Source organism: Chromobacterium sp. HL1, from assembly GCF_057418835.1.
The window spans coordinates 811,713-838,709 of record NZ_CP162399.1; the positions used below are offsets into that span (position 1 = coordinate 811,713).

The window sequence follows — 26,997 nt, forward strand, 5'->3', positions numbered from 1 at the left end:
AATGCCGGCGACTCAGATCACGCCGGCCCTGAATAGATCGTGCAGATGCAGCGCGCCTATCAATTTGTTGCTTTCATCTACGACCAGCAGGCTGGTGATCTTGTTCTGTTCCATCAGGAACACCGCCTCGGTGGCCAGCTTTTTGGGGCTGATGGTGCGCGGCGAGCGGCTCATCACCTGATCGATGGTCAGATCGTAAAGGTTGGCGGAACGTTCCAGCGTGCGGCGCAGGTCGCCGTCGGTGTAGACGCCCAGCAGGGCGTCGTCGGCGGCGCAGACGGCCAGCATGCCCAGGCGCTTGCGGGACAGTTCCAGCAAGGCGTCCTTCAGCGGCGTGCCCGGCGCCACCCGCGGCAATTCCTCGCCGCTGTGCATGATGTCGGAAACGTGGACCAGCAGCTTGCGCCCCAGGCTGCCGCCCGGATGCGACAGCGCGAAATCGCCCTGGCCGAAGCCGCGCGCGTCCATCAGCGTGACCGCCAGCGCGTCGCCCAGCGCCATCTGCACCGTGGTGCTGGTGGTGGGGGCCAGGCCCAGCGGGCAGGCTTCCTTCTCCACGCGGGCGTCCAGGTGGATGTCGGCCTCCTGCGCCATGGTGGAGCTTTCGCGTCCGGTCATGCAGATCAAGCGCACGCCCTTGCGCTTCAAGGCCGGCAGCAGGGCGATGATTTCGTCGCTTTCGCCGGAGTTGGACAGCGCCAGCACGATGTCCTGGGCGGTGATCATGCCCAGATCGCCGTGGGCGGCCTCGCCCGGGTGAACGAAGAAGGCCGGCGTGCCGGTGCTGGCCAGCGTGGCGGCGATCTTGCGCGCCACGTGGCCGGACTTGCCCATGCCGGTGATCACCAGACGGCCGGCGCTGGCCAGGATCAGGTCCACGGCGGCGAGAAAGTCGCCGTTCAGGCTGCGCGACAGCGCGGTGAGGGCTTCGGACTCTATCTGCAGGACTTCCCGGGCCAATTGGAGCCGGGACGGAGCTTGTACTTTTTCCATAATTCGAAAGTATATCAAAGGTTATAATCGCTGAACGCAGGCTGGTGCATCTTTTGCTTGGCATGTGTTAAAAATTGCAGTCTTTTTCCTTTCTCTCGCTTCAGGAGCCCCGCCGCGCGATGCATTCGTCACTAGCCCCTATCGTCTTGGTTCTGCTGGCCGCGGTGTTGTCGGTGACCTTGTGCCGCAGCCTGAAAGTGCCGGCCATGCTCGGTTATCTGGTGGTGGGCTTTCTGGCCGGCCCCGGCGTGATGAATCTGATTCCGCAAGGCGAGGAAACCGCCTTTCTCGGCGAGATCGGCATTGTCTTCATGATGTTCTCCATCGGCCTGGAGTTTTCCCTGCCCAAGCTGCGCGCGATGCGGCAGCTGGTGTTCGGCGTCGGCTTCGGCCAGGTGGCGGCCACCATGTTGCTGGTGGGCCTGGCGGTGGGCTGGCTCAGCGGCAGTCCGCTGACCGGTTTCGCCGTCGGCGGCGCGCTGGCGATGTCGTCCACCGCCATCGTCAGCAAATTGCTGAACGAGCGTCTGGAGCTGAACCAGGCCCATGGCCAGCTGGCCATTGGCGTGCTGTTGTTCCAGGACATCGCGGTGGTGCCCTTGCTGATTCTGTTCCCGGCCTTCGCCGGCGGCAGCGACACCTTGTGGATGGATCTGGGCCTGGCGGCGCTGAAGGTGGTGGTGGTGCTGGCCTTGCTGCTGTTCTTCGGCCAGCGCCTGCTGCGGCCGTGGTTCCATCTGGTGGCGCGCCAGCGCTCGGGCGAGCTGTTCATGATCAATGTGTTGCTGGTGACGCTGGGCGTGGCCTGGCTGACCGAGCTGTCCGGCCTGTCGCTGGCCTTGGGCGCCTTCGTCGCCGGCATGTTGATTTCGGAAACCGAATACCGCTATCAGGTGGAGGAGGACATCCGGCCGTTCCGCGACATTCTGCTGGGCTTCTTCTTCGTCACCGTGGGCATGAAGCTGGAACTGACGGTGTTGTTCGAGCGTTTCGGCGAAGTGCTGCTGATGCTGGCCCTGCTGCTGCCGATCAAGGTGGCGGTGGTGTTCGGCGTGGCGCGCGGCTTCCGCCACAAGTCCAATGAATCCATGCGCGCCGCGCTGGCCCTGGCCCAGGGCGGCGAGTTCGGCTTCGTGCTGCTGGCGCTGGCCTTGAACCTGCATCTGGTGCCGGCCGGCACCGCTCAGGCGGCGATCGCCGCGATTCTGATCTCGATGCTGATCGCGCCCTTCCTGATCCTGTACGGGGACAAGATCACCCGCCGTCTGATCAAGCAGGATTGGATGTTCCAGGCGCTGGACCTGCACCATATGTTGGTGGAGAGCATGTCCAAGAGCGACCACGTGGTGATCTGCGGCTACGGCCGCAGCGGTCAGGCGCTGGCGCGCTTGCTGGAGGCGGAGGAGATCCCGTTCTTCGCGCTGGACATGGACCCGGAGCGGGTGCGCGAGGCCGGCGAGGCCGGCGATCCGGTGGTGTTCGGCGACGCCGGCAAGCACGAGGTGCTGGTGGCGGCCGGTCTGATGCGCGCCAAGGCGGTGGTGGTGACCTTCGCCGACACCCACGCGGCCTTGCGTATTTTGAGTTCGGTGGAGCATGCGCGGCCGGGGCTGCCGGTGATCGTGCGCACGGTGGACGACAGCGATATGGATCAGCTGCGCCACGCCGGCGCCGACGAGGTGGTGGCCGAGGTGATGGAGGGCAGCCTGATGTTGGCCTCGCAGGCGCTGCTGGTGGTCGGCGTGCCGCCGAGTCGGGTGGTGCGCCGCATCCGCGCGGTGCGCGAGGAGCGCTACGGCCTGTTCCGCGGCTTCTTCCGCGGCGTCAGCGATGAGGGCGAGGGCATGGACGAGGCCTTGGTGCCGCGGCTGCAGAGCATTCAGGTCTGCACCGGAGCGGCGGCGGTGGGCCAACCGTTGGCCAATCTGCATCTGCGGGATTTGGGCGTGGAATTGAAGGCGATCCGCCGTCAGCGGGTGCGGCGCACCGATTTCGACGACAGTTTCGAGGTGGAGCAGGGCGACGCGCTGGTGTTGCTGGGCACGCCGGAGCAGCTGGCGCTGGCCGAGTACCGGATTCTGCAGGGGGAATAAAGGTCAGGCGGGAGGACGTCGAACGGCCCTCGCGGCGTGAGCCGCGGGGGCCGTTCGTTTTGATGCTGTTTGTCGGGCGTTAAGGCAGGATGGTGGTGATCTGCTTCTGCAACTGCTGCTTCAGCGCCTGCTGTTTTTCCACCTCGGTCTTCTTGCCCTTGACCATGGCGTTGAAGTCCAGCGCGTAGACCGGCGCGTTCAGCGGGCCGGTGATCTTCAGCGGCACGTTGACGCCCTTGAGGCGGGCGAAGGCCAGCGGGTTGGCCTGCACGTCCATGGTGTAGTCGACGATGCTTTGCTTCAGGTCTATCTTGCCGCCGCCGCCCACATTCATCAGCTGCGAGGCCAGTTTCAGGTCCTGGCTGCGCGCCACGCCCTTGTCCAGGCGGAAGCTGCTGGACAGTGTGGCGAAGGTGGTTTTCTGGTCGTTCTGCGCGGCGCTGTTCCATTCCTTAAGCTCGGCCGGCAGGTTCTTCAGCGCCGCCACCAGGTCGATGCCGGTCAGCGCGCCGTTGTTCAGGCTCATCTGCACATTGCCGCTCAGGGTGTCGCGCAGCTGGGCGAAGGATTTGCCGTCGGCGTTGATGTCTATCTTGCCGTTGCCCTTGCCGTCCAGGCGGCTGAAGTTGAACAGGTCCACCAGCAGCGGGCGGATCTTCATGCCCTGCAGCGTCTGGTTCACTTTCAGTTGCGGCACGTCGCGGCGGCTGAGGCTGGCGTCGCCTTGCAGCCTGCCTTCGTAGATGTCGGCCGACATCTGGTCCAGCTCCAGCTCGCGCGGGTTGATGCGCACATTGCTGCTGATCTGCTTGATGCGGAAGCGGCCCACCGCCAGCTCGCCCACCGCCACCTTGCCGGTGAGGTCGAACAGGTCCAGCCAGTCCAGCGGGATGTCGCCGGTGTTCTGGAAGATGGCCACCGGATCGCCCTTGCTTTCCGGCAGGTAGCGGTTCAGGTCCAGACGGCCCACCGACACCGTGGCTTCGTGGCGCGGCTTGATCAGGCCGTACTGGCTGACGGTGACGGCGAGGTCGGAGCCGTCCATCTTGCCGGCGACGCGCAGATTGAAGCGCGGCTCGTCCAGATCGCCGTCCAGCGCGCCGTCCATGGTGGACACCAGCTTGCCGCGCGGCAGCAGCGGGGTGGTGATGGTGGAGGTCAGCGCCAAGGGCTGCATCCGCAATTGATTCATGCCGGCCAGGGACAGCGGCGCGTTGAGCTTGACGTTGACCTTGGTGGAGCCGGCCAGCCAGTTGAAGTCGCCGTGCAGCTTGTCGGCGTACAGGCCGGCTTCGTTGAGTTTGAGGTTTTCCAGCGCGGCTTCCAGCTGGTACTGGCTGCGCGCGTAGCTGAGCTTGGCGCTCAGCTGGCCGGAAGGCATGGTCAGCTCGTCGAAGCTGGCGTTGATCTGCGGCAGCGCCAGGTGGACTTCGCTGCTGGGCCGCTCGCTGCTGAAGGCGAGCGCCACATTGCTGCCGGTGGCCTGCAAGGTGGCGAAATTGAGTTTGTACTGGCCGCTGACGGTGAGTTTGCTTTCGCCCAGGCCGGGAACCTGGGTCATCGCCACCGCGTCCAGCGCCTCCAGGCTGACCTGGTCGTCCTGGATGGACAGCGGCGTGTTGACCGCCAGGCGCACCGGGCGCGAGCCCTGTTCCAGGATGGCGCCGGCGCTGAGGCTGGCGCCGCCGCGCAGATCGTCCGCGTCCAGGCTGATGCTGGCGACGCGGCTGTCGGTATGGGTCATCTGGTCGGACAGCACCAGGGTGCCCTCGCGTATCTTCAGCGTGTCCAGCTTGATGGAGAAGCTGCTCTGACTATGGCGCTGAAACAGATCGGCGATGGACAGGCGGCCGTCTTCGCCGCGGCTGATGTTGGCGCTGGGGCCGTACAGCGCCACCGAGCTCACTTCGCGGTTGCCGAACAGCAGCGGCCACCAGGCCAGGCCGACGCGCAATTCCTCCACGCGGGCAAACGGCGTTTGCTGGCCCGGTTCGGAGACGGAGAGCTTTTCGATCTGGATGCCGGGGGAGGGGAACAATATCGGGGTGACGCGGCCTTCGATGCTGATGACGCGGCCGGTGTCCTGCAAGGCGTGCGACAGGGTGCCGCGCACCTGAGCTTCATTAAATTGCCAGTAGATCAGCGATTGCACCAGCACGACGACCGCCACTAGCGCGGTGAGGCTGTAAACAGCGATGCGAAGCCACAGCCGGCCGGAGTTCAATTTCATGGGTGGATGCTCGGATGGGCCATGCCAGCGGTTTGATCTAGGTTACGGGTTGGGAAATCGGACTGGAGCGGGTGAAGGGAATCGAACCCTCGTCGTAAGCTTGGGAAGCTTCTGCTCTACCATTGAGCTACACCCGCGCGTTTTCGGCTAGAGCGCCCGAATGTAGCGTTTTTTGCCTGTTTTGGCAAGGCGCGCCGCCGCTGTGGGCGGTTCCGGCGACGGCGCGGGCGCTAAGCGATTGATAAAAAAGCACACGCTCAAGCGCCTCCGCCCAGCCCGGCCAGCAGGTCTTCCAATTGATCGGTGGCCTGGCCCCAGCCGCTGGCGAAGCCCATCGCCTCGTGTTCGCGCAGGTCGGCCTCGGTCCAGTGCAAGACGTCCGCGCGGTAATGCGTCTTGCCGTCGCGGGGCTGGAATTCCAGCGTCACGGTCATGAAGGGCTTGGCCGAAGGCAGCCAGGCTTCGGTGTAAGCGTCGGTGAACACCAGGCGGCGCCCGGGCCGCACTTCCAGATAGACGCCGCGATTGGGGAAGTCCTGTCCTTCCGGACTGCGCATCACCACCAGGCTGGAGCCGCCGGGCCGGACGTCCAGTTCGGCCGAGGCCACCGTCCACGGCCGCGGGGTGAACCATTGGCATAGCAGTTCGGGGTCGGTCCAGGCGCGGTAAACCTGTTCCGGCGGAGCGTCGATCAGGCGTTCCAGCGTTAGCCGGTAGGGGGCGTGGGCTTGGCTCATGCGCGGCCTTTCGGGTGAGGGTGTCGGCTCAGATTAGTTCTTTGTCATGAGCTCCGCAATCCCGTCGCCGGAATTTGCCGGCGCAGCGCCTGCGCCAGGCGGGCGACGCCTTGCTCCAGTTGCTCCGCTTCCAGCGCGCCGAAGCCCAGGCGCAGCGCCGGGATGTCGCGGCCGTCGTCGGCGAAGGCGCCGCCGGGCAGAAATCGCACGCCCGCGCTGCGCGCGTCCGCGCCCAGCCGCGGCATGTCCACCCAGGACGGCAGCCGCAGCCAAAGCGCCAGCCCGCCTTCCGGCAGCTCGTATTCGGCCAGGCCGGCCAGATGGCGGTCTATCGCGTCGGCCAGCGCCTGGCGGCGCGCGCGGTAGATGCGCAGCGCGCGGCGGAGATGGCGTTTCAGTTCGCCGCTGTGCATCAGTTCGGCCACCGCCAGTTCGGTGACGGCGTTGCCTTGGCGGTCTATCAGCATGATGTCGGCGGCGCAGCGCTGGATGAGGGCGGGCTCGGCCACCAGGTAGCCGACGCGCAGCCCCGGCGCCAGCACTTTGGACAGGGAGCCGACGTAAACGATGCGCTCGGCGGCGTCCAGGCTGGCCATGGGCAGCACCGGGCTGCGGCTGTAGTGGAATTCGTGGTCGTAGTCGTCCTCGATGATGGCGAAACCGTAGCGTCGCGACAGGGCCAGCAATTGCAGCCGGCGTTCGGCCGGCATCATCCGCGTGGTCGGATACTGGTGGTGAGGGGTCAGGTAGACGGCCTTGACCGGCTGGCTCCGGCACAGCCGCTCCAGCGCGTCCGGACGCATGCCGGCGGCGTCCTGTTCCACGTCCAACGGCCGCGCGCCCAGAGAGCGAAAGGCTTCGCGCGCCGGCGGATAGCTGAGCGCGTCCAGCGCCACCGCGTCGCCGGGCCGCAGCAGCGCGCGGCCGGCCAGATAGATGCCCATCTGGCTGCCGCGCACCAGGCAGATGCGTTCGGCGTCGGCGTTGAGCCCGCGCTCCATGTCCAGCATTTCCGCCAAGGCCTGGCGCAAGGGCAGTTCGCCGCGCGGGTCGCCGTAGGCCAGACGCCCGGCGCGGGCCGCGGCGATCAGCGCGCGGCGGTAGGCGCGGCCCAGCACGTCGAAGGGAATCAGCCGCGAATCCGGCACGCCGTCGCCAAAGTCGATGTCGTCGTGCGCGGGGACGCTTGCGGGCGTTCGCGCGGCGGCCGGCGCGGACCGCGGCGACAGCAGCGGCAGGCTGGGCGCGACGAAGGTGCCGCGCCGGCCCTGGGTCAGCAGCCAGCCTTGCGCCGCCAGTTCCTCGTAGGCCAGCACCGCGGTCTTGCGGTTGATGCCCAGTTGCGCCGCCAGTTCGCGGCTGCCCGGCAGCGGCGCGCCCGGCCGCAGCCGGCCGCGTTGGATGTCGGCGCTGATCTGCTGGGCGATTTGCAGATGCACCGGCAGCCCGCCGTCTCTATCCAGGCTCAGTTGCAAATCCCATTTTCGCAGCATGCCGCGGACTCCTTTCCTGGTTCTCGTTCCCGTTTCTGGACCATCGATCTTATCAAAACTGGATGTTTTTGCTGGTCCAGCGGCGGCTTAAAGTGATCGAGATGGACATTCAAGGAGCGGCAAATGACACAAGAGGCAGACAGCGGCGCAGGCCGCTACCGGCTGGCGGCGATAGAGAGGCTGGGGCGCGAGGTCTGCGGGCTGCGGCTGGAGTGCGCCGACGCGGCGCCGCTGTTTTTCCGCAGCGGGCAATTCGTTTCGGTGACGGCTCCGGGCGGGCTGACGCGCAGTTACTCGATGGCGGCTCCGCCGCGCGCCGACGGCGGCGTGGAGTTGCACGTGCGGCTGCAGCCGGGCGGGGCGTTTTCGGAATGGCTGCGCCGGCAGGCGCGGCCGGGCGACGCGCTTTGGCTGCAAGGGCCCTATGGCGATTGCGTGTGGCGGGAGGACTCCGGCGTCGATCAGGCCGTGATGCTGGCCACCGGCACCGGGATCGCGCCGCTGCGGGCGATGTTGCAGCAGGGCCTGGGCGCGGCCGGGCGGCGGCGGGTGACCCTGTACTGGGGCGGCCGCAACGCGGACGACCTGTATTTGCTCGAGGAGCTGCGAGCCTGGGAGCGCGAGCGGCCGGGATTCCGTTTCGAGCCGGTGCTGTCCGAGCCCGATCCGGGCTGGGACGGCCGGCGCGGTTTCGTCCAGCAGGCGGCGGCCGAGGATTTTCCCTGTTTGCGCACCGCGGAGGTCTACGCCTGCGGCGCGCCGGCGATGGTGGACGCGGCGCGCCGATTGCTGACGCGGCAGCGCGGCTTGCCGGAAGAGCGTTTCCTGGCCGACGCCTTCCAGCCGGCGGCGCCAGCCGCGCCGAGTGAGGCCGTCATGGCGGTGAGCGTTCGCGCCGCGGACGGCGGGGAGCGGCGGCTGGAAGCGCCCGCCGCCGGCAGCCTGATGCAGGCGCTGGCCGCCGCCGGCCTGATGCGCGGCGTCTGCGGCGGGCAGGCCGCCTGCGGCACTTGCCTGGTGCGCGTCGAGCCGGACTGGCTGCCGCGTTTGCCGGCGATGGAGCGCGCGGAGCGTCGGCTGCTGGCGGCGCTGGAGCTGTCGGAGGCGGACGAGGGCCGCTGCCGGCTGGCCTGCCAGATCGCCCTGCAGCCAAGCTTGCACGGTTTACAGATAGCCATACCCGGGTAGGCGACCGCCTGCCCGTACTCAAGCACAGGAGCATGAAATGGTAGCAAGCATTGAACAATCGGCGCTGGAGGGCGTGGGCCCGGCCTTCGATCCGCAGCAATTGATGGCGGTGCGGGACAAAACCCGGCAGGCGATCGCCCTGATCGCCGCGGCGATGCGGCCGGGCATGCTGGAGGAGGACGCGGTGGAACAGGCCAAGGACATCCTGGCCGAGCGCGGCATGCTGCGCGGCTGGCACGACGTCTACGTGCGTTTCGGCCGCAACACGCTGAAGACTTTCGGCGCGGCCTCCGATCCCGGCGTGCGTCTAGGCGAGGACGATATTTTCTTCATCGACATCGGCCCGGTGTGGAAACAGTGGGAAGGCGACGGCGGCGACAGCTTCGTCACCGGCGCCGATCCCGAGATGGCGCGCTGCGCCGCCGACGCCCGCGCCATCTTCCACGAGGTGAGGCGCAAATGGGCGAACGAGGGCTGTAGCGGGCGCGAGCTGTACCGTTTCGCCGAGGACTGCGCCGCCGGCCGCGGCTGGGCCTTGAATCTGGATCTGTCCGGCCACCGGCTGGCGGACTTCCCGCACGCGGCCATCCACGAGGGGCCGCTGGCGGAGGTGGACTTCACGCCGGCGCGCATGCTGTGGGTGTTGGAGATCCACATCCGCCATCCGTCCCGGCCCTTCGGCGCTTTCTTCGAGGACATGTTGCTGGAGGATGCCTGCTTCGCGGAGTGAGGGCCGCCTAGGTCTGGTTTAGGGCCTGTTCAAAGTCTCGCGAGCAAGGGCGAGACAAGGCGAAAACGAGCGAAAAAGCGGAATGTACTCGTGGTACATGAGCATTTTGAGCTTGTACTCGCCGTGCAAGGCGGCCTGAAGCGCAGCAGGCTTTGAATAGGTTCTTACAAGCCCAGTTCGCTCAGACCGGGATGATCGTCCGGCCTGCGCCCCAGCGGCCAGTGGAACAGGCGCTCGTCCTCGCGGATGGCTAGATCGTTGATGCAGGCGTAGCGGCGTTGCATCAGGCCGTCGGCGGCGAACTCCCAGTTTTCGTTGCCGTAGGAACGGAACCACTGGCCGGCCTCGTCCCGCCATTCGTAGGCGAAGCGCACCGCGATGCGCTCGCCGTCGTGGGCCCATAGTTCCTTGATCAGCCGGTACTCGTGTTCGCGCCGCCATTTGCCGGCGAGGAACTCGATGATCTGCGCGCGGCCGCGCGGGAATTCGGCGCGGTTGCGCCACTGGCTGTCTTCGGTATAGGCCTGAGCCACGCGTTCCGGATTGCGGCTGTTCCAGCCGTCTTCGGCCAGGCGGACCTTGAGGATGGCGCTGTCGCGATCGAAGGGCGGCAGCGGCGGGCGGAGTTCTGGTGCGTGCATGACGACGTTCCTGTCTGGTGAGGGAAGGCGCCCAGTGTGCGCCGGGCCGGCGGCAGGCGGAATATCCGCGGCGGACAATGCAGTGTTGCGCGGAGCGGAAGAACGCGTCCGGCGCGGACTGGCGCGCCGCCCGCGCTTGAGGCAGACTGCCGGACTGGGGCGCTCCGCCAGATCTTGCCGAATCCACGCCGTGAACAAATACAGCCAAATCTTTTCCGACATCGTCGCCGACATCGACAACCAGCGTTACCAGCAAGGCGACCGCATTCCTTCCGAAACCGAGCTGATGCAGGGCTACGAGGCCAGCCGCGGCACCGTGCGCAAGGCGGTGGACATGTTGCAGGAGCGCGGCTATGTGCAGAAGATTCACGGCAAGGGCGTGTTCGTGCTGCGCTCCGGCAATATCGAGTTCCAGCTCAGCGGCATCGTCAGCTTCAAGGAGGCGCATCAGCACCTGGGTCGCCGCGTCAGCTCCCGGGTGGCGGAGATGGAGACGGTGCCGGCGGACGCGCAACTGGCGCGTCTGCTGGACGTGCGCGAGAAAACCCCGCTGCTCAAGATCAAGCGGGTGCGCAATATCGATAATGAAAACGTGATCCTGGACATCAATTACTTCGTGGCCAGCCTGGTGCCGGGCCTGGACCGGGAGGCCGCCGCCGGCTCCATCTACGAATTCATCGAACAGCGGCTGGGCCTGAACATCAGTTACGCGCGCCGGGTGATAGAGGCGCAGGCCTGCGGCGACGACGATCGCCGCTATCTGGATCTGAACGGCATGGACCACGTGATCGTGGTCAAGAACCACACCCATCTCTACGACGGACGTCAGTTCGAATACACCGAGTCCCGCCACCGGCTGGACAAATTCTTCTTCTCCGACGTCGCCCGCCGCAAATAGCGGCGCGGCGGCGCGCGCCGTCATTCCTTGATCTGAAGCGATCCGTCGCGCCTGTTGCGTTCACGCACGGAGGCGTTTGATTTTGCGCAAACTCGTCTATACGAGTGTTGACACAACTCGTCTGTACCAGTTAGCGTGCCATCAGCATCGGCGGCGCTTGCCAATATCGCCGCCAGGTTTGATAACGGGCTAGACGGCGCAGACCGTCGGCCGAGAGATACAGGGACCCTCAGATGAGCCACGATTACCAGAAGATAGCCGCGCAGATACTCGAAGCGGTGGGCGGCCGCGACAACCTCCAGCAGGCCGCGCACTGCATTACCCGGCTGCGCCTGTCCTTGAAGGACGAAAGCCGGGTGGACCAGGAGGCCTTGCGCCAGGTGGACCTGATCAAGGGTCAGTTCAGTCACGGCGGCGTGTTTCAGATCGTGATCGGCTCCGGCGACGTGGACCGGGTCTACCAGCCCTTGATCGAACTGGCGGCGCTGCAGCGCGCCACCGTGGCCGAGGTCAAGGCCAGCGGCGATCAGAAGCAGGGCCGCTTGCAACAGCTGGTCAAGGTGTTCTCCGACGTGTTCATGCCCATCCTGCCCGCCATCATCGTGGCCGGCCTGCTGATGGGCTTGAACAATCTGCTGGGCGCCAAGGGCATGTTCATCGACGGCAAGAGCCTGCTGGACGCCTACCCGGGCCTGGACGGGGTGTGGGGGCTGATCAATATGATGGCCAACACCTCCTTCGTCTTCCTGCCGGCGCTGGTGGGCTGGTCGGCGGCCAAGCGCTTTGGCGGCAGTGAGGTGCTGGGCATCGTGCTGGGCCTGCTGCTGGTGCATCCGGACCTGCTCAACGCCTGGAACTACGGCAAGGCCGCCGCCGGCCTGGACGGCGCCGCGCTGCCGTATTTCGATGTGCTGGGCTGGTTCCGCATTGAGAAAGTGGGCTACCAGGGGCAGATTCTGCCCATCCTGGCCGCCACCTGGGTGATGTGCAGGGTGGAGCTGTGGCTGCGGCCGCGGGTGCCCAATTCCGTCCAGCTGCTGGTGGTGCCCATCGTCACCATCGTGGTCAGCGGGGTGCTGGCGCTGGCGGTGATCGGCCCGGTGGCGCGCCACCTGGGCATCGCCATCACCGACGCGCTGGTCTATGTGTTCAACCTGGCGCCCGTGCTGGGCGCGATGCTGTTCGGCGCCTTGTACGCGCCGCTGGTGTTGACCGGCATGCACCATATGTTCATCGCGGTGGATCTGCAGCTGATCGCCAACCAGGGCGGCACCTTCATCTGGCCGATGATCGCCTTGTCCAATATCGCCCAGGGCAGCGCCGCGCTGGCGATGTTCTGGCTGGCGCGCGCCAGCAATGAGAGGAGCATGGCGTCCACCTCGGCGATTTCCGCCTTCTTCGGCATCACCGAGCCGGCGATGTTCGGCGTCAACCTGCGCTACAAGCTGCCGTTCTACGCGGCGCTGGCCGGTTCCGCGCTGGCGGCGGCCACCATCACCCTCAGCCATGTGCGCGCTTCGGCGATAGGCGTCGGCGGCCTGCCGGCCTTCATCTCCATCATTCCGCAGCAGATTCCGATGTTCCTGGTGGGCATGGTGGTGGCCCTGGTGACGCCGTTCGCGCTGACCTGGGTATTGGCGCGCCGTCAGCTGCCGCAGTCCTGATACGAAAGCCGTTCCGATGAACAAGAATTTGAAATCCGCGGTGGTGTACCAGATTTACCCCAAGAGCTTTTACAGCCACCACGGCACGGCCACCGGCGATCTGCTGGGGGTGGCGGACAAGCTGGACTACCTGGCCTGGCTGGGGGTGGATTATCTCTGGCTGACGCCGTTCTACCGCTCGCCGCAGCGCGACAACGGCTACGACGTCAGCGATTACTACGCCATAGACCCGGCCTACGGCAGCATGGCCGATTTCGAACTGCTGCTGGCCGAGGCGCGGCTGCGCGGCATCGGGGTGATGCTGGACATCGTGGTCAACCACACTTCCACCGAGCATCCGTGGTTCCGTCAGGCCTTGCAGGGCCGGGACAATCCCTATCGGGATTTCTACATCTGGCGCGACCGGCCCAATAACTGGCGCTCCAAGTTCGGCGGATCGGCCTGGGAGTGGGACGAGGCCAGCGGCCAGTATTATCTGCACCTGTTCGACAAGACCCAGGCGGATCTGAACTGGGACAACCCGGCGGTGCGGCGCGCGGTGTTCGACATGATGAACTTCTGGGCGGACAAGGGCGTGTCCGGTTTCCGGCTGGACGTGATCAATCTGATTTCCAAGGACCCGGCCTTTTCCGAGGACGACAGCGACGGCCGCCATTTCTACACCGACGGCCCACGAGTGCACGAATACCTGCAGCAGATGCACCGCGAGGTGTTCGCCGGCCGCGATCTGATGACGGTGGGGGAGATGTCGTCCACCTCGCTGGAGCACTGCGTCGCCTATTCGCATCCCGAGCGGCGAGAGTTGTCGATGACCTTCAACTTCCACCATTTGAAAGTGGATTACCCGGACGGCGAGAAATGGCGCGCGGCGCCCTTCGATTTCATCGCGCTCAAACGCATCCTGTCTGATTGGCAGCGCGGCATGCACGAGGGCGGCGGCTGGAACGCGCTGTTCTGGTGCAACCACGATCAGCCGCGAGTGGTGTCGCGCTTCGGCGACGCCGGCCGCTACCGGCTGGAGTCCGCCAAGATGCTGGCGACCACGCTGCACGGCCTGCAAGGCACGCCCTACATCTACCAGGGCGAGGAAATCGGCATGGCCAACCCCGGCTTCGCCGATATCGACGACTACCGCGACGTGGAAACCCGCAACGCCTATCGCCAGCTGCTGGCCGACGGCCTGGGGCGGGAAGAGGCGATGGCGGCGATCCGGCAGAAGTCGCGCGACAACTCGCGCACGCCTATGCAATGGGACGACGGCCGCTTCGCCGGCTTCTCGCGGCGCGAGCCGTGGATAGGGCTGGCGCCGGACGCGGAGACGGTGAACGTCGCCGCCGCGCGCCGCGACCCGGACTCGGTGCTGCAGCATTACCGGAGTTTGATCGCGCTGCGCAAGCAGTACCCGATCTTCAGCGACGGCGATTACCGCTGCCTGACGCCGGACGATACGGCGCTATGGGTCTACGCGCGGACCGGAGCGCGCGAGAAGCTGCTGGTGATCAGCAATTTCAGCGCCGAGGAGCGCGACTATTCGCCGCCGGCCGACTACCTGGGCCCGGATCACGCCTGGCAGCTGCTGTGCGCCAATTACGCCGACGCGGCGGCGCATCCCGCCCGGGCGCGGCTGCGGCCTTACGAATCGTTGATGTACCGCGCCGTTCTGAACTGAGCCTCAGATTTTCGAGGAGTGAATCCTCTGCGAGCTGCCGGCATTCCCGGCCGGCAGGCCGCGCTGTGCCCAAAACTAAGGGAAATGGAGAGAACAATGACTCAATTCGCACCCCGCGGCCTGGCCTTGCTGGCCTTGTCCGCCCCCTTGCTGCTGCCCGCCGCCGCCCAGGCGCTGGACTTTCACGGCTACGCCCGCCTGGGCGCCGGCGGATCGGACGGCGGCGGCAAACAGAGCTGCTTCCAGCTGGCCGGCGCCGAAACCAAGTACCGGCTCGGCAACGAATGCGAGCAGTACGCCGAACTGGAACTGGGCCAGCAGCTGTTCCAGGCCGACAACGGCAGCAAGCTCAGCGTGGTGGGCATGGCCAGCCTGTACAACCGCAACGGCCATTCGCTGACCTTCCAGGGCGACAACGGCAATGTCCGGCTACCGCAGGCCTACGCCAAATGGAGCGACATCCCGCAGCTGAACGGCGCCACGCTGTGGGCCGGCCGGCGCTACTACAAGCGTCACGACGTGCATATCGCCGACTTTTATTTCTGGAACCCCAGCGGCACCGGCTTCGGCCTGGAGGATTTCAAGCTGGGCCGGGAGCTCAAGCTCAGCTACGCCTTCTCGCGCAACGACAATTGGTGGCAGGCGGACCAGGCTAATAAGCACGATCTGCAATTGGGCGGCATCGCCGTCAATCCCGGCGGCGAGCTGAGCCTGGGCCTCAGCTACATCCAGCGCGCCGGCCAGGTGGCGGGCGCGAACAGCGGCTGGTCGCTCAGCGCGCTGCACGAGCAAAAAGGCGTGTTGGGCGGCCGCAATCTGTTCTCGCTGCAATACGGGGTGGGACCGGGCACCGGCCTGGGCGGCACCGGCAGCCTCGTCAGCGACAGCGGCGCGCGCCGCAGCCGCCTGGTGGAGGCGCTGGACTGGCAGGCCACGCGCGAGTTCGGCGGCCAGCTGATGCTGGCCTGGCAGCGCGACGCGCGGCCGGACGGCGGGCAGACCTGGTGGTCGGCCGGCGCGCGGCCGGTCTACGCCTTCGGCGAGCGCTTCAAGCTGGCGGCCGAGCTGGGTTTCGACCGGGTCAAGGCCGCCGACGGACAGGTCCGCACTCTGAGCAAGTTCACCATCGCGCCGACGCTGGCGCTGGACAAGGCGTTCTGGAGCCGGCCGGAACTGCGCTTCTTCTACACCTACGCGCGCTGGAACCGCGCCGCCCAGCAGGCGGCCGCGCCCGGCTCGACGCTGGCCGAAGGCGGCGCCTTCGGCAACGCGCTCAGCGGCTCCACCTTCGGGGTGCAGCTGGAACATTGGTGGTGAGCGGCGTTTGAGCGCAAGGGGGCGGACCATCAAATTTTTTGAACGTCTCGCCCGGATAATTGATCTGTCGATCCCGTCCGGCGACTGTTAGATTGCCTGTCTGACGCTAGACGGGAGGGACTATGCCGGACATCAACGCTCTTTTTCGGGCCCGCGTCGGCTGGGACGCGCAGCGGCCGCTGGCTTTCGAGGACATCGACGCCTTGCTGCGCGAGACGGCCTTGAGCCTGCCGTTTGAAAACCTGAGCCTGTTCCAGGGCGGGCCCGAGCCCATCAGCGAGCACAGCCTGCTGGAAAAAATCGCGCTGCGCGACGAAGGCGGCCTGTGTTACGAACTCAATCCCTTGCTTTATCTCTTCCTGCGCCGTAACGGCCTGGAAGCCAGCCTGATCCGCGCGACGATCTTCGATGAAGACAGCCAGGACTGGTTGCCGCTGGGCGGCACCCATGTCGCCATTCTGCTGTGGCATCAAGGCCAGGGCTATCTGCTGGATTGCGGCTACGGCCTCAAGCAGCCGCTGCGCATGGTGCCGCTGTGCGGCGAAGTGGCGCGCTCCGCCAACGGCGACTACCGAGTGGCCTGGCCGGCCGGCGCCGGCTTCGCGCAACTGGAGCGGCGGCCGCCGGGGGAGGGCGAGAGCTGGCGCATCGCCTACGGTTTCGATCTGGACGACGAGATCGCCGATTGCGGCGCGCTGAGCGAGATCCAGCGCCGCATCGCCGAGGATCCGCGCTCGCCGTTCAACAAGAGCCGGCTGATGGCCCTGCTGACCGCCGAAGGCAGCCGGGTGCTGACCGAGGACGCGCTGACCGAGACCCGCAACGGCAGGCAATGCCGGCTGACGCTGGCGCCGGGCGAGTTCGAGACCTTCCGCCGGCTGTTCACCCGGCGCTTTAGCGCGTCGCCGGGCTGAGCGGCGAGGGCTTGCCGCCCGCGCCGGGACAGGTACACTGAGGCCCTGATCCATTGCCGGGAGTTTCGCCGCCATGTCCGCCCTGTTTCGCTCCGTCCGCCGGTTCGCGCCGGCGCGCATGCTGCTGGCCCGTCCGCGGCTGGTGATCGCCGCCGCCGTCGGCCTGCTGACCGTGCTGGCGCTGCCCTGGCTGTTGCCGATGCGGGAGATCACCCGCTACATCGTCGGCTGGAACGCCGGCGCCGCGCTCTATCTGGCGCTAGTGGCCTGGATGATGTTCAGCGAGGGCCGTCAGCACATCCGCCATTGGGCCAGGCTGGAGGACGAGGGGCAGACGCTGGTGATGACGCTGGCCGTTTTGGCGGCGCTGGCCAGCCTGGCCGCCATCGTGCTGGAGCTGGCGGCGGTCAAGGACCTGCACGGCTGGCCGCGCGCCGTCCACGTCGCGCTGGCCATCCTGACCATTTTTTCCTCCTGGGCCTTTATTCACGTGATGTTCGCGCTGCATTACGCGCGCGCCTACTACGCCGCCCACGCGCGCGGCCTGGCGCCGGGCCTGGAGTTTCCCGGCAAGGAGGAGCCGGATTACGGCGACTTCCTCTATTTCGCCTGCATCATAGGCACGTCCGGACAGACGGCCGACGTCAGCTACACCACCAGCGCCATGCGCAAGGTGGGCACGCTGCATTGCGTGCTGTCCTTCTTTTTCAACGCCACGGTGTTGGCCTTGATGATCAATATCGCCGCCGGCCTGATCTGATGCCGGCGCGCAGCGAGACCCCATGTTGAATGCTTTGAAATTATTGCTCTTGTTCGGCCTGACCGCGGTGGCGGAAATCGTCGGCTGTTACTTGCCCTGGCTGTGGCTGCGCAAGGAGGGGCCGTGGTGGCTGTTGCTGCCGGCGGCGCTGGCCTTGACGCTCTTCGTCTGGTTGCTCAGCCTGCATCCGGCGGCGGCGGGCCGGGTCTATGCCGCCTACGGCGGCGTCTACGTGGCGGTGGCGCTGTTGTGGCTGTGGCTGGTGGACGGCGTGCGGCCCAGTGTTTGGGACATGGCCGGCGCGGCGGTGGCCTTGTGCGGGATGGCCATCATCATGCTGGCGCCGCGGCCGGTCTGAGAACGGATTGTCTATCCGCCGCGTGGCGAGACGACATGAAAAAACCGGGCTTGGGCCCGGTTTTTTTTGACGGCGGCGCGGCTCAGGCGGCCGGCGGCAGGGTGTCGGCGAAGGACGGCCGCGTCATCAGCCGCTCCAGCAGGCTGGCCAGATTGGGATGGCTGTCGCGCCAGTCTATTTCCGGGAAGCGGAAATCCAGATAGCCCAGGCAGGCGCCGACGGCGATATCGGCCAGGCTGTAGCTCACGCCGTTGCACCATTGGCGGTCGGCCAGATCGGCGGCGAGCGCGGCCAGGCCGCGGTCTATCTTGCCGCGTTGGCGCGCGATCGCTTCCGGCATCTGCTTGTCGTCCGGGCGCCGTTTTTCCAGCACGATGGCCACCGCGGCGTCGACGATGCCGTCGGCCAGCGCTTCCCAGCGGCGGGTGGCGATCAGCAGGCGGTTTTCCTGCGGCAGGATGCGCGACACCGGGGAGATATTGTCCAGATACTCGGCGATGACGCGCGAGTCGTACAGCGTCGAGCCGTCATCCAGTTCCAGAACCGGCACCTTGCCCAGAGGATTGTAGTCGCCGACGCGGGTATCCGCGTTCCACGGCACGTCCTCCTCCAGCGGGCAGTCTATTTTCTTTTCGGCCAGCACGATGCGCACCTTGCGGGCGTAGGGGCTGGTCAACGAGGCGATCAGTTTCATGTTTCGGGTCGTTCTGGATGATGGCTGGCGAAGTGCTCGCCGGACGCGAGGCCTGGCGAGCGACTACTTTAGCGCAATGCCGTGGCGGCTGGAAGGCTTACTTCAACTCCACCTTGCCGCTGACTTGCAGTTGCAGTTGCGATTGTCCTGGCTGCAGGTCCGGTTGGGCCACTTCCGCGTTGGCTGCCATGCCGGCGGCCTTCATCATCATCGGCGGGCGGAAGATGGGCGACTGGCTGCCTATGTCCAGTTCCTTGATATTGCTGACGTTTTTGCCAATCGCCTTGGCGGCGATCTTGGCCTGGGCTTCCAGATTGGCGATGGCCTCCGGCAGCATGCTCTGCTCGGCTTCCTTGCGCGCCTGGTCGGACACGCTGAATTGCAGTCCTTGCAGCAACAGGTTCTGTTGCAGTTTGGCCATCAGTTCGGCGGCCTGGGTGAAGTCGCGGCTCTTCAGCTGGATTTCCACCCGGCCTTGCCAGCCCTGAATCTTGCCGTTTTTGTCGTAATTGGGCCAGGTGTTGTAGCCGCCGCTGGACAGCTGCACCTTGGAGTAGTTGCGGCCCAGCGCAATGCCCTGGGCGGCGGCCTTGTTAAGCCTATCGGCCAGCACCGCCGGCTGGGCGTTGCTCATTTGCTGGTAGAAGGTGGCGCTGATCTGGTCGTTGGCCACTTCGCGCTGCGCGCTGGCGGACAGATTGAGCTGGGTGCTTTCGGCCAGCGCCGGGGCGGCGCTGACGGCGAACAGGGTTCCGAGGCTGGCAAGCAAGAGAGTTGGTTTGTTCATGTGTCGATTCCCATGACATTGTTGTCTTGATCGGAAAAGTCCGATTTGCAGTGTGTAGGCCCATCATGCCCGAGAAAAGTTTCCGACGGCATACTGCCCTTCGGCCAGTTCTATCCGGTTGCGGCCGTTGCGCTTGGCCCGGTAGAGCTGGCCGTCCGCGGCGCGGAACAGGCTGGAGAGGCCGTCGTAAGGCTGCTGGCTGGTGCTGGCCACCCCGATGCTGACGCTGACGCGCAAGGGCGGGGCGGCGGCGGCCGGTTGCGGCCGCAGCGCGTCCACCGCGCGCAGGATGCGTTGCGCGGCCGCGTGCGCGTCCTCCAGGCCGGTGCGCGGCAGCAGCATCACGAACTCCTCGCCGCCGTAACGGCCGACGATGTCGTCGCGGCCCGCCTCCGCGCGCAGGCAGGCGGCCAGTTGCTGCAGCACCAGGTCGCCGCACTGGTGGCCGTAGCGGTCGTTGATGCTTTTGAAGTGGTCCACGTCCAAGAGCAGCAGCGCCAGCGGCTTGCGCTCGCGCCAGGCGCGGCGGCAGGCGGCCTCGGCCAGTTCGCGGAAGCGGCGCTGGTTGAGCAGATTGGTCAGGCCGTCGTGGCTGGCCTGGTGCTGGGTCCGCTCCAGCGCGCGCTCGTAGCAGATGTACAGCGCGCACAGGATGAAGCTGAAGCTGAGCCAGTGCATGCCCAGCGAACTGAGCATGGTGAAGCGCATCGCGTCGGCGTCGTAGACCTCGCCGGCCCAGCCGGCGTGGACGATGCGCGCCAGCGCCAGCAAGGCGTACAGCAGGCAGACCGTCAGCGCCATCTTGCGGCCGGCGCCGCCGATGCGGGAATGTCCGGGCCACAGCTCGCGCGCGGCCAGCAGCCAGGCGATCAGATAAACCAGGCAGACCGCGGCGGTGCGGCGTCCCATATCGGCCGGGCCGGCCAGTATATAGGCGCTCATGCCGGCGGCCGCCAGCAACAGGCTTTGCCAGACGCGCGGACGCTTGCCGTTCAGGTGGCGGATGCCGCAGAGCGCGACGGGATGGAACAGCATCCACAGCAGATTGTTGAACACCAGTTGCGGCCACGGCGGCAGGCCGATGGGCAAGAGGCTGAACACGCCGCCCAGGCTGACGCAGACGCCGGCCGCGCAGAAATACAGAAAGGCCCGCTCGTCGCGGTTGCGCAGCCAGAACATCGTGATGACGGCGGTCAGCACCAGGCCGTAACCGGTGGTGCTGAGCACGGTGGCCTGGAAGTCGAGGATGCTTTGCATGTAGGAGTCTGTTCAAAGTCCGCTGCGCGCGTTGAAAGCTCGCGCGGCGAGCGCGGCGCCCTGTGTCGCGGGCGGGCGCCAGAGCTTGAACAGGCTCCGAGGCGGGCGCGCTTTGCAAGGTGAATTATGACAAGCGGCCCATCATAGGGCCCTTGTCCATGCTCTTCAATCCGCAAAGCTACGCAGCCGGGCTGACAAATCCCGACAATGAGGCCGCCGGGATTCATTTGTCCTGTCAGGCCAGGTATTCGTATCCCGGCAGCGTCAGGAACTCGACGAAATCGTCCGAGGTGGTCAGCAGATCGAACATCGCCGCCGCGTCGTCGTACTGGCGGGTCCAGCGCGCGCCGTACTCGGCCTTGAGCTTGGCCGTCTCCGCCGCGTGCAGCTGGCGGAACAGCTCGACGGTGACTTTGCGGCCATCGTCCAGCACGCCCTTGGGGCTGCGCATCCATTGCCAGATCTGAGAGCGGGAGATCTCGGCGGTGGCGGCGTCTTCCATCAGATTGTGGATGGGCACGCAGCCGTTGCCGGAAATCCAGGCGCCCAGGTACTGGATGCCGACATTGATGTTCATCGCCAGCCCGGCTTCGGTGATCGGCGCTTCCGGCTGGAAGTTGAGCAAGTCGGCGGCGCCGACCTGAACGTCCGGCCGCTGCTTGGCGATCTGGTTGGGCGCGTCGCCCAGCACCTTGCCGAAGGCCTCGGCGGCGATGGGCACCAGGCCGGGGTGGGCCACCCAGCCGCCGTCGTAGCCGTCGGCGGCGTCGCGTTCCTTGTCCGCCCGGACGCCGGCCAGCGCCTTCTCGTTGGCCTCCGGATCGTTCTTGATCGGAATCAGCGCCGCCATGCCGCCTATCGCCGGCGCCGCGCGGCGATGGCAGGTTTTCAGCAGCAGCAGCGCGTAGGCGCGCATGAAGGGCACCGTCATGGTGATCTGGGCGCGGTTGGCCAGGCAGAAGTCGCGGTTCTGGCGGAATTTCTTGATGCAGCTGAAGATGTAGTCCCAGCGGCCGGCGTTGAGGCCGGCGCTGTGCTCGCGCAATTCGTACAGGATTTCGTCCATTTCGAAGGCGGCGAGTATGGTTTCGATCAGCACCGTGGCCTTGATCGTGCCCTGGGGGATGGACAGCTCCTGTTGGGCGAAGACGAACACCTCGTTCCACAGCCGCGCTTCCAGATGGCTTTCCATCTTGGGCAGGTAGTAATAAGTGGCGCTGCCCGAGCCGCGCAAGAATTCGATGTTGTGGAAGAAGGACAGGGCGAAGTCGAACAGCGCGCCGGAGACGATGTCGCCGTCCACCTTGACGTGCTTTTCCATCAAATGCCAGCCGCGCGGCCGCAGCAGCAAGGTGGCGGTGTCGGCGTTGAGCCGGTATTGCTTGCCGTCCGGGTTGGCGAAGGAAATGGTCTTGCGGTAGGCGTCGCGGACATTGATCTGGCCGTTGATCTGGTTGTCCCAGCTTGGGCAGTTGGAGTCCTCGAAATCCGCCATGAAGCTCTTGGCGCCGGAATTGAGCGCGTTGATCATCATCTTGCGGTCCACCGGGCCGGTGATTTCCACGCGGCGGTCCAGCAAGTCGTCCGGCAGCGGAGCGATCTTCCAGTCGCCGGCGCGGATGGCGGCGGTGTCGGGCAGGAAGTCCGGCAGCTTGCCGGCGTCCAGTTCCGCCTGGCGCGCGGCGCGGGCGGCCATCAGCTCGCGGCGGCGCGGCTCGAAGCGGCGGTGCAGCTTGGCGACGAAGGCCAGCGCGTCGTGGCTGAGGATGTCGGCGTAGGCCGGGGTGAGCGTAGCGAGGATTTCCATCCCCTGGGGAAGCGCGGCTGCCATGCTGGGACTCCTTTGCATCGTTGGACGGGGCGGCGAGCGGACGCGCCGGGACGGGCGGCGCCCGCGTCCGGACCTGGGACAGTGAAACGGGACCTGGCTAGTCTATCTAGGCAAAGCGTAAAAAAAAATGCATATATAGACATATCATCTTTTACTTTTTGTTAGCTAATCGTGGGGCGGCCCGGATGTTGAAACAATTGGAGACCTTTGTCGCCGTGGTGTCGCAGGGCAGTTTGTCGGCCGCCGCGCGCCAGGAGGGCGTGGTGCCGGCCATCATCGGCCGGCGCATTGACGCGCTGGAGGAGAGGCTGGGCGTCAAGCTCCTGACCCGCAGCACGCGCAGCCTGGCGCTCACTCAGGAGGGCGCGGCCTTTTTCGAAGACTGTCAGCGCATCCTCGCCGACCTGGAGGACGCCGAAGCGGCGGTGGCTTCCGGCAGCGGCCGCGCGCGCGGCCATCTGCGGGTGTCGGCGCCGGCCGGCTTCGGCCGCAAGCATGTGGCGCCGCACATCGCCGGTTTCCAGCTACGCCATCCGGACGTCAAGGTGACGCTGGATCTGTCGGACCGGCTGGTGGACCTGCAGCGCGACCGCATCGATTGCGCGATCCGCATCTCCGACCTGGCCGATTCCTCGCTGGTGGCGATCCGGCTGGCGGAAAACCGCCGCGTGGTGGTGGCGGCGCCGGCCTATCTGGCGCGTCACGGCCTGCCGCGCCGCTTGGAGGATCTGGCCGAGCACAACTGCCTGTCGCTGGGCGAGAGCCAGAGCCGTGGCTGGGCGTTCCGCCGCGACGGCGAGGCGGTGAACCTGCGCGTGAGCGGCCGGCTGGAGTGCAACGACGGCGCGGTGCTGCACGACTGGGCCTTGCAGGGCCTGGGCCTGGCCTGGCGTTCGCTGTGGGAGGTGAAGGACGATCTGTCCGACGGCCGGCTGGTGACGGTGCTGGATGAATTCTCCGCGCCGGACTATCCGGTGTGCGCGGTGGTGCCGCAGCGCCGCCTGCTGCCGGCGCGGGTACGGCACTTCGTCGACTATTTGCGGTCAGTGTATGCTGACGCGGCTTATTGGAATTGAGGCGATGAAGATGAAAACAGCGATGGCGGCGCTCTTGGCGCTGCTGGCGGCCGGCCCGTCCTGGGCCGGCGCGAGCACGGTGGGACTGAGCTGCCTGCCGTCGGCCGGCGCCGGCGTGGACATGCGCGAGTGGCTGCTGGACCGGCTGGTCTTGAAGGGGGCGGCGGTGGACGAGGCGCATCCGCAATGGAAGCTGTGCTTCAAGCAAAGCCAGCAGCGCCAGGTGTATTGGCCGGCGGACGGCTGGTACGCCGGCGGTTGGCGCGATTGGCGCTACGGCGGCGGCATGTATTGGTCGCCGGACTATCAGGTGCGCACGGTGCGCACGCTGGCGCTGGAAGTGGTCAACAGCGCCGACGGCGCCGTGCTGTGGCAGGGCCAGCAGGAATTGGGCGACGGCGACAACGGCCGTCAGCAATTGGAGAACGCCGCGCGCAAATTGATAGATTTAATGCCATTGCCATGATTTGTTTTGCGCTATGATGACACGCAGGGTTTGATGGCCGCGGGCTATATGGGGTTTCCCGTATTGCCGGCGGCCGGCCCTGCGGTACTATCGCATTCTTCCCCGGCATGAACTGCGTGGATCGGCGGCTTAAGCACCGCGCTCGACAACGGCAAGCCCTTGTTATCGCGTTTATTTAAAGCCAACGACAGACAGAGCAGCGGGGAGAGGACACAACAGATCATACAGGCCCTATCCGAGTATGAAGCGCCCGCCGGGACAGCGGGCGCTTTGTCGTTGTACCGGACGGCCGTTACGGGACAGTGAAACAAATGAGTTTGATGCGCAAAAAGAGCGTCCAGGGAATGCTGGCTACCGCTCAGACCTCGCGTGGGCTTCGCAAGGAGCTTTCCGCTTTCGACCTTACCATGCTCGGCATCGGCGCCATCATCGGCACCGGCATCTTCGTGCTGACCGGCACCGGCGCCACGGTGGCCGGCCCCGGACTGGTGCTTTCCTTCGTGATCAGCGCCTTCGCCTGCGGCTTCGCCGCGCTGTGCTACGCCGAGTTCGCTTCCATGCTGCCGGTTTCCGGCTCCACTTACACTTACGCTTACGCCACGCTGGGCGAGATGATCGCCTGGATCATAGGCTGGGACTTGCTGTTGGAATACCTGCTGGCCTCGTCGGCGGTGTCGGTGGGCTGGTCCGGTTATTTCCAGAGCCTGCTGTCCGGCTTCGGCGTGACCCTGCCTGAATACCTGACCGCCGCCGCCGGCTCGCTGCCGGGCAAGCAGACGCTGTTCAATCTGCCGGCCTTCTGCGTGGCGATGGTGATCACCGCCTTGCTGGCCTTCGGCATCAAGGAATCCAAGCGCGTCAACAATGTGGTGGTGCTGATCAAGGTGGGCGTGGTGTTGCTGTTCATCGGCATCGGCGTGTGGCACGTCAAGCCGGTGAACTGGCAGCCGGCACTGCCCTTCGGTTTCTCCGGCGTGTTCCACGGCGCCGCCATCGTGTTCTTCAGCTTCATCGGCTTCGACGCGGTGACCTGCGCCGCCGAGGAAGTGAAGAACCCGGCCAAGGACATCCCGCGCGGGGTGATCTGGTCGCTGGGCGTGTGTTCGCTGCTCTATGTGGTGGTGGCCGCCATCATGACCGGCATCGTGCCTTATATGCAGTTCGCCGGCGTCGACCACCCGGTGTCGCTGGCCTTGCAAGTGGCCAAGCTGGACTGGTTCGCCGGCTTCGTCGACCTGGGCGCCATCCTCGGCATGATGACGGTGATCCTGGTGATGACTTACGGCCAGACCCGCATCCTGTTCGCGATGTCGCGCGACGGCCTGCTGCCCAAGATCTTCTCCGAGGTGAACCCCAAGTACGGCACCCCGTACAAGGCCACCTGGCTGATCGGCACCATCATCGCCTTGCTGGCCGGCTTCGTGCCGCTGCACACCCTGGCCGAGCTGGTGAACATCGGCACCCTGGCCGCCTTCACCCTGATCGCGCTGTCGGTGATCGTGCTGCGCAAGCGCGAGCCGGATCTGCCGCGCAAATTCGTCTGCCCGGGCGTGCCCTACATCCCGACGCTGGCCATCCTGTGCTGCGGCTTCCTGATGACTCAGCTGTCGCTGCTGACCTGGCTGTGCTTCATGGCCTGGTTGTTGATCGGCCTGGTGGTGTACTTTGGCTATTCGCGGCGCAATTCGCTGTTGAACAATCCTGCTTAAGGCGGAAAAAGGAAAAAGCCGGCGTCAGCCGGCTTTTTTTGCGCCCGGCGCCGGCGGGCGGATAATGGCGGCTTGGACGGAGGAGGGGACGCAATGGAAGCGAAGACCGAATTGACGGCATGGCAGGGCGACATCACCACGCTGGCGCTGGACGCCATCGTCAACGCCGCCAACACCCGCTTGCTGGGCGGCGGCGGCGTGGACGGCGCCATCCACCGGGCCGCCGGACCGGAACTGCTGGCGGAATGCCGGAGCTTGCACGGCTGCCGCGTCGGCGAAGCCAAGCTGACCGCCGGCTACCGGCTGCCGGCGCGGCATGTGATCCACACCGTGGGCCCGGTGTGGCAGGGCGGCGCTCACGGCGAGGCGGAGCTGCTGGCCGCTTGCTACCGCAACAGCCTGGTACTGGCGGCGCGGCATGGTTTGGACGGCATCGCTTTCCCGGCGATCAGCTGCGGCGTCTACGGCTATCCGCAGCAGCAGGCCGCCGCCATCGCGGTGGAGACGGTGCGCGATTGGCTGGTGCGCGAGCCGCATGGCCTGCGGCGGGTGTTGCTGGTGGCCTTCGACGACGCGATGGCCGGCCGCTACCGGCAGTTGCTGGCCGGCGTTAGCTGACCTCGCCCTTGGACGGACGCGGCAACTGTCCGCCGCAGTGCTTGCAGAAGCGCGCGTCCCAGTCGTGGCCCTCGGTGAAGCAGTGCGGGCACAGCCGGGTGCCGGACACCGCCTCCGTGGTCTTGCTCTTGGCGCCGCTGCCGCGCGCGATTTCGGCGGTGACGATGCCGGTGGGCACCGCGATGATGCCGTAGCCGGTGATCATCACCACGCTGGCCAGCGCCTGGCCCAGCGGCGTCTTGGGCGTGATGTCGCCGAAGCCCACCGTGGTCAGGGTGACGATGGCCCAGTAAATGCTGACCGGGATGCTGGTGTAGCCGTGCTCCGGTCCTTCGATCACGAACATCAGCGTGCCCAGAATCACCACCAGCAAGACCACGGTGACCAGGAAGACCGTGATCTTGCGGCGGCTGGCCAGCATCGCCCGTTTCAGTTCGCTGGCCTCGCCGATATAGCGCGTCAGCTTGAGGATGCGGAACATGCGCAGCAGCCGCAGGATGCGGATATCCGCCAGGAAGCGGCTTTCCGGGATGAACAGACCCAGATACATCGGCAGCACCGCCATCAGATCGATGACGCCGAAGAAGCTTTTCACATAGCGCATCGGTTTATGGATGCAGATCAGCCGCAAGGCGTATTCAATAGTGAACAGAATGGTGAAACACCAGTCTAGAATCTTGAGCTGGACGCCCCAGGCCGCTTGTATGCTTTGCACGCTCTCCAGAATCACCGTCAGCACCGACAGCAGGATGGCGACGATCAGGGCCAGGTCGAAGATGCGGCCGGGCCGGGTGTCTGCCTCGTAAATGATGATGTAGAGCTTGCGGCGCCAGCCGGTGAGCGGGATCAGGGTTTCCTGTGTGGGCATAGGCGG

Annotated in this window: 24 protein-coding genes and 1 tRNA gene; 14 read left to right on the forward strand and 11 right to left on the reverse strand. The window is 66.1% G+C overall.

All coding sequences use genetic code 11. From position 1 onward, the window contains the following. Positions 1–12: 12 nt before the first annotated feature. The gene (locus AB1Z25_RS03740) at positions 13–993 is read right to left on the reverse strand and encodes a KpsF/GutQ family sugar-phosphate isomerase (protein WP_107798248.1); all 981 of its coding nucleotides are present in this window, start codon (positions 991–993) and stop codon (positions 13–15) included. A 119-nt stretch (positions 994–1,112) separates the two neighbouring features. On the opposite strand from AB1Z25_RS03740, the gene AB1Z25_RS03745 reads away from it, so the two are divergent. Beyond that, on the forward strand, positions 1,113–3,086 hold the full coding sequence (locus AB1Z25_RS03745) for a monovalent cation:proton antiporter family protein (RefSeq protein WP_107798249.1): 1,974 nt from the start codon (positions 1,113–1,115) through the stop codon (positions 3,084–3,086). Positions 3,087–3,165: 79 nt separating this feature from the next. Here AB1Z25_RS03745 and AB1Z25_RS03750 read toward each other — a convergent pair whose 3' ends face one another. The 4 genes from AB1Z25_RS03750 to pdxR form a co-directional block, all read right to left on the reverse strand. Further along, positions 3,166–5,316, reverse strand: coding sequence for an AsmA family protein (locus AB1Z25_RS03750; protein ID WP_107798250.1), 2,151 nt, complete (start codon positions 5,314–5,316; stop codon positions 3,166–3,168). A gap of 63 nt (positions 5,317–5,379) precedes the next feature. Continuing rightward, positions 5,380–5,453: transfer RNA gene (locus tag AB1Z25_RS03755), tRNA-Gly, on the reverse strand. Positions 5,454–5,573: 120 nt separating this feature from the next. Further along, the gene (locus AB1Z25_RS03760) at positions 5,574–6,053 is read right to left on the reverse strand and encodes an SRPBCC family protein (RefSeq protein ID WP_227107062.1); all 480 of its coding nucleotides are present in this window, start codon (positions 6,051–6,053) and stop codon (positions 5,574–5,576) included. Between the two features lie 44 nt (positions 6,054–6,097). After that, positions 6,098–7,546, reverse strand: coding sequence for a MocR-like pyridoxine biosynthesis transcription factor PdxR (gene pdxR, locus AB1Z25_RS03765; RefSeq protein ID WP_235084263.1), 1,449 nt, complete (start codon positions 7,544–7,546; stop codon positions 6,098–6,100). A 123-nt stretch (positions 7,547–7,669) separates the two neighbouring features. On the opposite strand from pdxR, the gene AB1Z25_RS03770 reads away from it, so the two are divergent. Beyond that, on the forward strand, positions 7,670–8,734 hold the full coding sequence (locus AB1Z25_RS03770) for an FAD-binding oxidoreductase (RefSeq protein ID WP_486636583.1): 1,065 nt from the start codon (positions 7,670–7,672) through the stop codon (positions 8,732–8,734). Positions 8,735–8,771: 37 nt separating this feature from the next. After that, complete coding sequence (locus tag AB1Z25_RS03775; RefSeq protein WP_486636584.1) at positions 8,772–9,464, forward strand: M24 family metallopeptidase; 693 nt, start codon at positions 8,772–8,774, stop codon at positions 9,462–9,464. Between the two features lie 164 nt (positions 9,465–9,628). Here AB1Z25_RS03775 and AB1Z25_RS03780 read toward each other — a convergent pair whose 3' ends face one another. Further along, positions 9,629–10,105, reverse strand: a complete 477-nt coding sequence (locus tag AB1Z25_RS03780) for a nuclear transport factor 2 family protein (protein ID WP_486636585.1) — start codon at positions 10,103–10,105, stop codon at positions 9,629–9,631. A gap of 190 nt (positions 10,106–10,295) precedes the next feature. Here AB1Z25_RS03780 and treR point away from each other — a divergent pair, with 190 nt between their 5' ends. The 7 genes from treR to AB1Z25_RS03815 all read left to right on the forward strand — a co-directional run bounded on the left by treR (position 10,296) and on the right by AB1Z25_RS03815 (position 17,685). Further along, positions 10,296–11,003, forward strand: a complete 708-nt coding sequence (gene treR, locus AB1Z25_RS03785; protein WP_199225800.1) for a trehalose operon repressor — start codon at positions 10,296–10,298, stop codon at positions 11,001–11,003. A 233-nt stretch (positions 11,004–11,236) separates the two neighbouring features. Further along, positions 11,237–12,667 carry a PTS system trehalose-specific EIIBC component gene (treP, locus tag AB1Z25_RS03790; protein WP_486636586.1) on the forward strand — a complete coding sequence of 477 codons (1,431 nt, stop codon included), beginning with the start codon at positions 11,237–11,239 and terminating at the stop codon, positions 12,665–12,667. Between the two features lie 16 nt (positions 12,668–12,683). After that, a complete protein-coding gene (treC, locus tag AB1Z25_RS03795; RefSeq protein WP_486636587.1) occupies positions 12,684–14,336 on the forward strand; it encodes an alpha,alpha-phosphotrehalase in 1,653 nt (550 codons plus the stop codon). A gap of 96 nt (positions 14,337–14,432) precedes the next feature. Beyond that, positions 14,433–15,653 carry a maltoporin gene (locus AB1Z25_RS03800; RefSeq protein ID WP_253313854.1) on the forward strand — a complete coding sequence of 407 codons (1,221 nt, stop codon included), beginning with the start codon at positions 14,433–14,435 and terminating at the stop codon, positions 15,651–15,653. 122 nt (positions 15,654–15,775) lie between these two features. Further along, the gene (locus AB1Z25_RS03805; RefSeq protein WP_107798260.1) at positions 15,776–16,567 is read left to right on the forward strand and encodes an arylamine N-acetyltransferase family protein; all 792 of its coding nucleotides are present in this window, start codon (positions 15,776–15,778) and stop codon (positions 16,565–16,567) included. Between the two features lie 73 nt (positions 16,568–16,640). Then, positions 16,641–17,327: a DUF1345 domain-containing protein gene (locus AB1Z25_RS03810; RefSeq protein WP_227107074.1), complete on the forward strand. Its 687-nt coding sequence runs from the start codon at positions 16,641–16,643 to the stop codon at positions 17,325–17,327. Between the two features lie 22 nt (positions 17,328–17,349). Next, positions 17,350–17,685, forward strand: coding sequence for a YnfA family protein (locus AB1Z25_RS03815; protein WP_166450669.1), 336 nt, complete (start codon positions 17,350–17,352; stop codon positions 17,683–17,685). An 82-nt stretch (positions 17,686–17,767) separates the two neighbouring features. On the opposite strand, the gene AB1Z25_RS03820 is transcribed toward AB1Z25_RS03815, so the two are convergent. The 4 genes from AB1Z25_RS03820 to aceB all read right to left on the reverse strand — a co-directional run bounded on the left by AB1Z25_RS03820 (position 17,768) and on the right by aceB (position 22,254). Further along, the gene (locus AB1Z25_RS03820; RefSeq protein ID WP_048415078.1) at positions 17,768–18,379 is read right to left on the reverse strand and encodes a glutathione S-transferase; all 612 of its coding nucleotides are present in this window, start codon (positions 18,377–18,379) and stop codon (positions 17,768–17,770) included. 97 nt (positions 18,380–18,476) lie between these two features. Beyond that, a complete protein-coding gene (locus AB1Z25_RS03825; RefSeq protein ID WP_107798261.1) occupies positions 18,477–19,166 on the reverse strand; it encodes an SIMPL domain-containing protein in 690 nt (229 codons plus the stop codon). Positions 19,167–19,229: 63 nt separating this feature from the next. Then, positions 19,230–20,423 (reverse strand): GGDEF domain-containing protein, encoded by a 1,194-nt coding sequence (locus AB1Z25_RS03830; protein ID WP_486636588.1) that lies wholly within the window; start codon positions 20,421–20,423, stop codon positions 19,230–19,232. Between the two features lie 235 nt (positions 20,424–20,658). Beyond that, positions 20,659–22,254 (reverse strand): malate synthase A, encoded by a 1,596-nt coding sequence (gene aceB / locus AB1Z25_RS03835; protein ID WP_107798263.1) that lies wholly within the window; start codon positions 22,252–22,254, stop codon positions 20,659–20,661. Between the two features lie 185 nt (positions 22,255–22,439). Here aceB and AB1Z25_RS03840 point away from each other — a divergent pair, with 185 nt between their 5' ends. From AB1Z25_RS03840 to AB1Z25_RS03855, 4 genes are all read left to right on the forward strand, one after another. Beyond that, on the forward strand, positions 22,440–23,330 hold the full coding sequence (locus tag AB1Z25_RS03840; RefSeq protein WP_227107082.1) for a LysR family transcriptional regulator: 891 nt from the start codon (positions 22,440–22,442) through the stop codon (positions 23,328–23,330). Positions 23,331–23,334: 4 nt separating this feature from the next. After that, entirely contained in the window at positions 23,335–23,796 is a 462-nt protein-coding gene (locus AB1Z25_RS03845; RefSeq protein ID WP_486636589.1) for a DUF4136 domain-containing protein, read from the forward strand. Positions 23,797–24,116: 320 nt separating this feature from the next. Then, on the forward strand, positions 24,117–25,505 hold the full coding sequence (gene bcaP / locus AB1Z25_RS03850) for a branched-chain amino acid transporter BcaP (protein WP_486637341.1): 1,389 nt from the start codon (positions 24,117–24,119) through the stop codon (positions 25,503–25,505). Positions 25,506–25,598: 93 nt separating this feature from the next. After that, positions 25,599–26,123, forward strand: coding sequence for an O-acetyl-ADP-ribose deacetylase (locus tag AB1Z25_RS03855; protein ID WP_486636590.1), 525 nt, complete (start codon positions 25,599–25,601; stop codon positions 26,121–26,123). On the opposite strand, the gene AB1Z25_RS03860 is transcribed toward AB1Z25_RS03855, so the two are convergent. Beyond that, the gene (locus AB1Z25_RS03860) at positions 26,116–26,991 is read right to left on the reverse strand and encodes an ion transporter (RefSeq protein ID WP_486636591.1); all 876 of its coding nucleotides are present in this window, start codon (positions 26,989–26,991) and stop codon (positions 26,116–26,118) included. The genes AB1Z25_RS03855 and AB1Z25_RS03860 overlap by 8 nt on opposite strands. Between the last annotated feature and the right edge of the window lie 6 nt (positions 26,992–26,997).

Excerpts from the sequence above, each read along its gene's own strand:
- AB1Z25_RS03740 (WP_107798248.1), bottom strand. The coding sequence starts at position 993 with ATGGAAAAAGTACAAGCTCCGTCCCGGCTCCAATTGGCCCGGGAAGTC.
- AB1Z25_RS03745 (WP_107798249.1), top strand. The coding sequence starts at position 1,113 with ATGCATTCGTCACTAGCCCCTATCGTCTTGGTTCTGCTGGCCGCGGTG.
- AB1Z25_RS03750 (WP_107798250.1), bottom strand. The coding sequence starts at position 5,316 with ATGAAATTGAACTCCGGCCGGCTGTGGCTTCGCATCGCTGTTTACAGC.
- AB1Z25_RS03760 (WP_227107062.1), bottom strand. The coding sequence starts at position 6,053 with ATGAGCCAAGCCCACGCCCCCTACCGGCTAACGCTGGAACGCCTGATC.
- pdxR (WP_235084263.1), bottom strand. The coding sequence starts at position 7,546 with ATGCTGCGAAAATGGGATTTGCAACTGAGCCTGGATAGAGACGGCGGG.
- AB1Z25_RS03770 (WP_486636583.1), top strand. The coding sequence starts at position 7,670 with ATGACACAAGAGGCAGACAGCGGCGCAGGCCGCTACCGGCTGGCGGCG.
- AB1Z25_RS03775 (WP_486636584.1), top strand. The coding sequence starts at position 8,772 with ATGGTAGCAAGCATTGAACAATCGGCGCTGGAGGGCGTGGGCCCGGCC.
- AB1Z25_RS03780 (WP_486636585.1), bottom strand. The coding sequence starts at position 10,105 with ATGCACGCACCAGAACTCCGCCCGCCGCTGCCGCCCTTCGATCGCGAC.
- treP (WP_486636586.1), top strand. The coding sequence starts at position 11,237 with ATGAGCCACGATTACCAGAAGATAGCCGCGCAGATACTCGAAGCGGTG.
- treC (WP_486636587.1), top strand. The coding sequence starts at position 12,684 with ATGAACAAGAATTTGAAATCCGCGGTGGTGTACCAGATTTACCCCAAG.
- AB1Z25_RS03800 (WP_253313854.1), top strand. The coding sequence starts at position 14,433 with ATGACTCAATTCGCACCCCGCGGCCTGGCCTTGCTGGCCTTGTCCGCC.
- AB1Z25_RS03805 (WP_107798260.1), top strand. The coding sequence starts at position 15,776 with ATGCCGGACATCAACGCTCTTTTTCGGGCCCGCGTCGGCTGGGACGCG.
- AB1Z25_RS03810 (WP_227107074.1), top strand. The coding sequence starts at position 16,641 with ATGTCCGCCCTGTTTCGCTCCGTCCGCCGGTTCGCGCCGGCGCGCATG.
- AB1Z25_RS03815 (WP_166450669.1), top strand. The coding sequence starts at position 17,350 with ATGTTGAATGCTTTGAAATTATTGCTCTTGTTCGGCCTGACCGCGGTG.
- AB1Z25_RS03820 (WP_048415078.1), bottom strand. The coding sequence starts at position 18,379 with ATGAAACTGATCGCCTCGTTGACCAGCCCCTACGCCCGCAAGGTGCGC.
- AB1Z25_RS03825 (WP_107798261.1), bottom strand. The coding sequence starts at position 19,166 with ATGAACAAACCAACTCTCTTGCTTGCCAGCCTCGGAACCCTGTTCGCC.
- AB1Z25_RS03830 (WP_486636588.1), bottom strand. The coding sequence starts at position 20,423 with ATGCAAAGCATCCTCGACTTCCAGGCCACCGTGCTCAGCACCACCGGT.
- aceB (WP_107798263.1), bottom strand. The coding sequence starts at position 22,254 with ATGGCAGCCGCGCTTCCCCAGGGGATGGAAATCCTCGCTACGCTCACC.
- AB1Z25_RS03840 (WP_227107082.1), top strand. The coding sequence starts at position 22,440 with ATGTTGAAACAATTGGAGACCTTTGTCGCCGTGGTGTCGCAGGGCAGT.
- AB1Z25_RS03845 (WP_486636589.1), top strand. The coding sequence starts at position 23,335 with ATGAAGATGAAAACAGCGATGGCGGCGCTCTTGGCGCTGCTGGCGGCC.
- bcaP (WP_486637341.1), top strand. The coding sequence starts at position 24,117 with ATGCGCAAAAAGAGCGTCCAGGGAATGCTGGCTACCGCTCAGACCTCG.
- AB1Z25_RS03855 (WP_486636590.1), top strand. The coding sequence starts at position 25,599 with ATGGAAGCGAAGACCGAATTGACGGCATGGCAGGGCGACATCACCACG.
- AB1Z25_RS03860 (WP_486636591.1), bottom strand. The coding sequence starts at position 26,991 with ATGCCCACACAGGAAACCCTGATCCCGCTCACCGGCTGGCGCCGCAAG.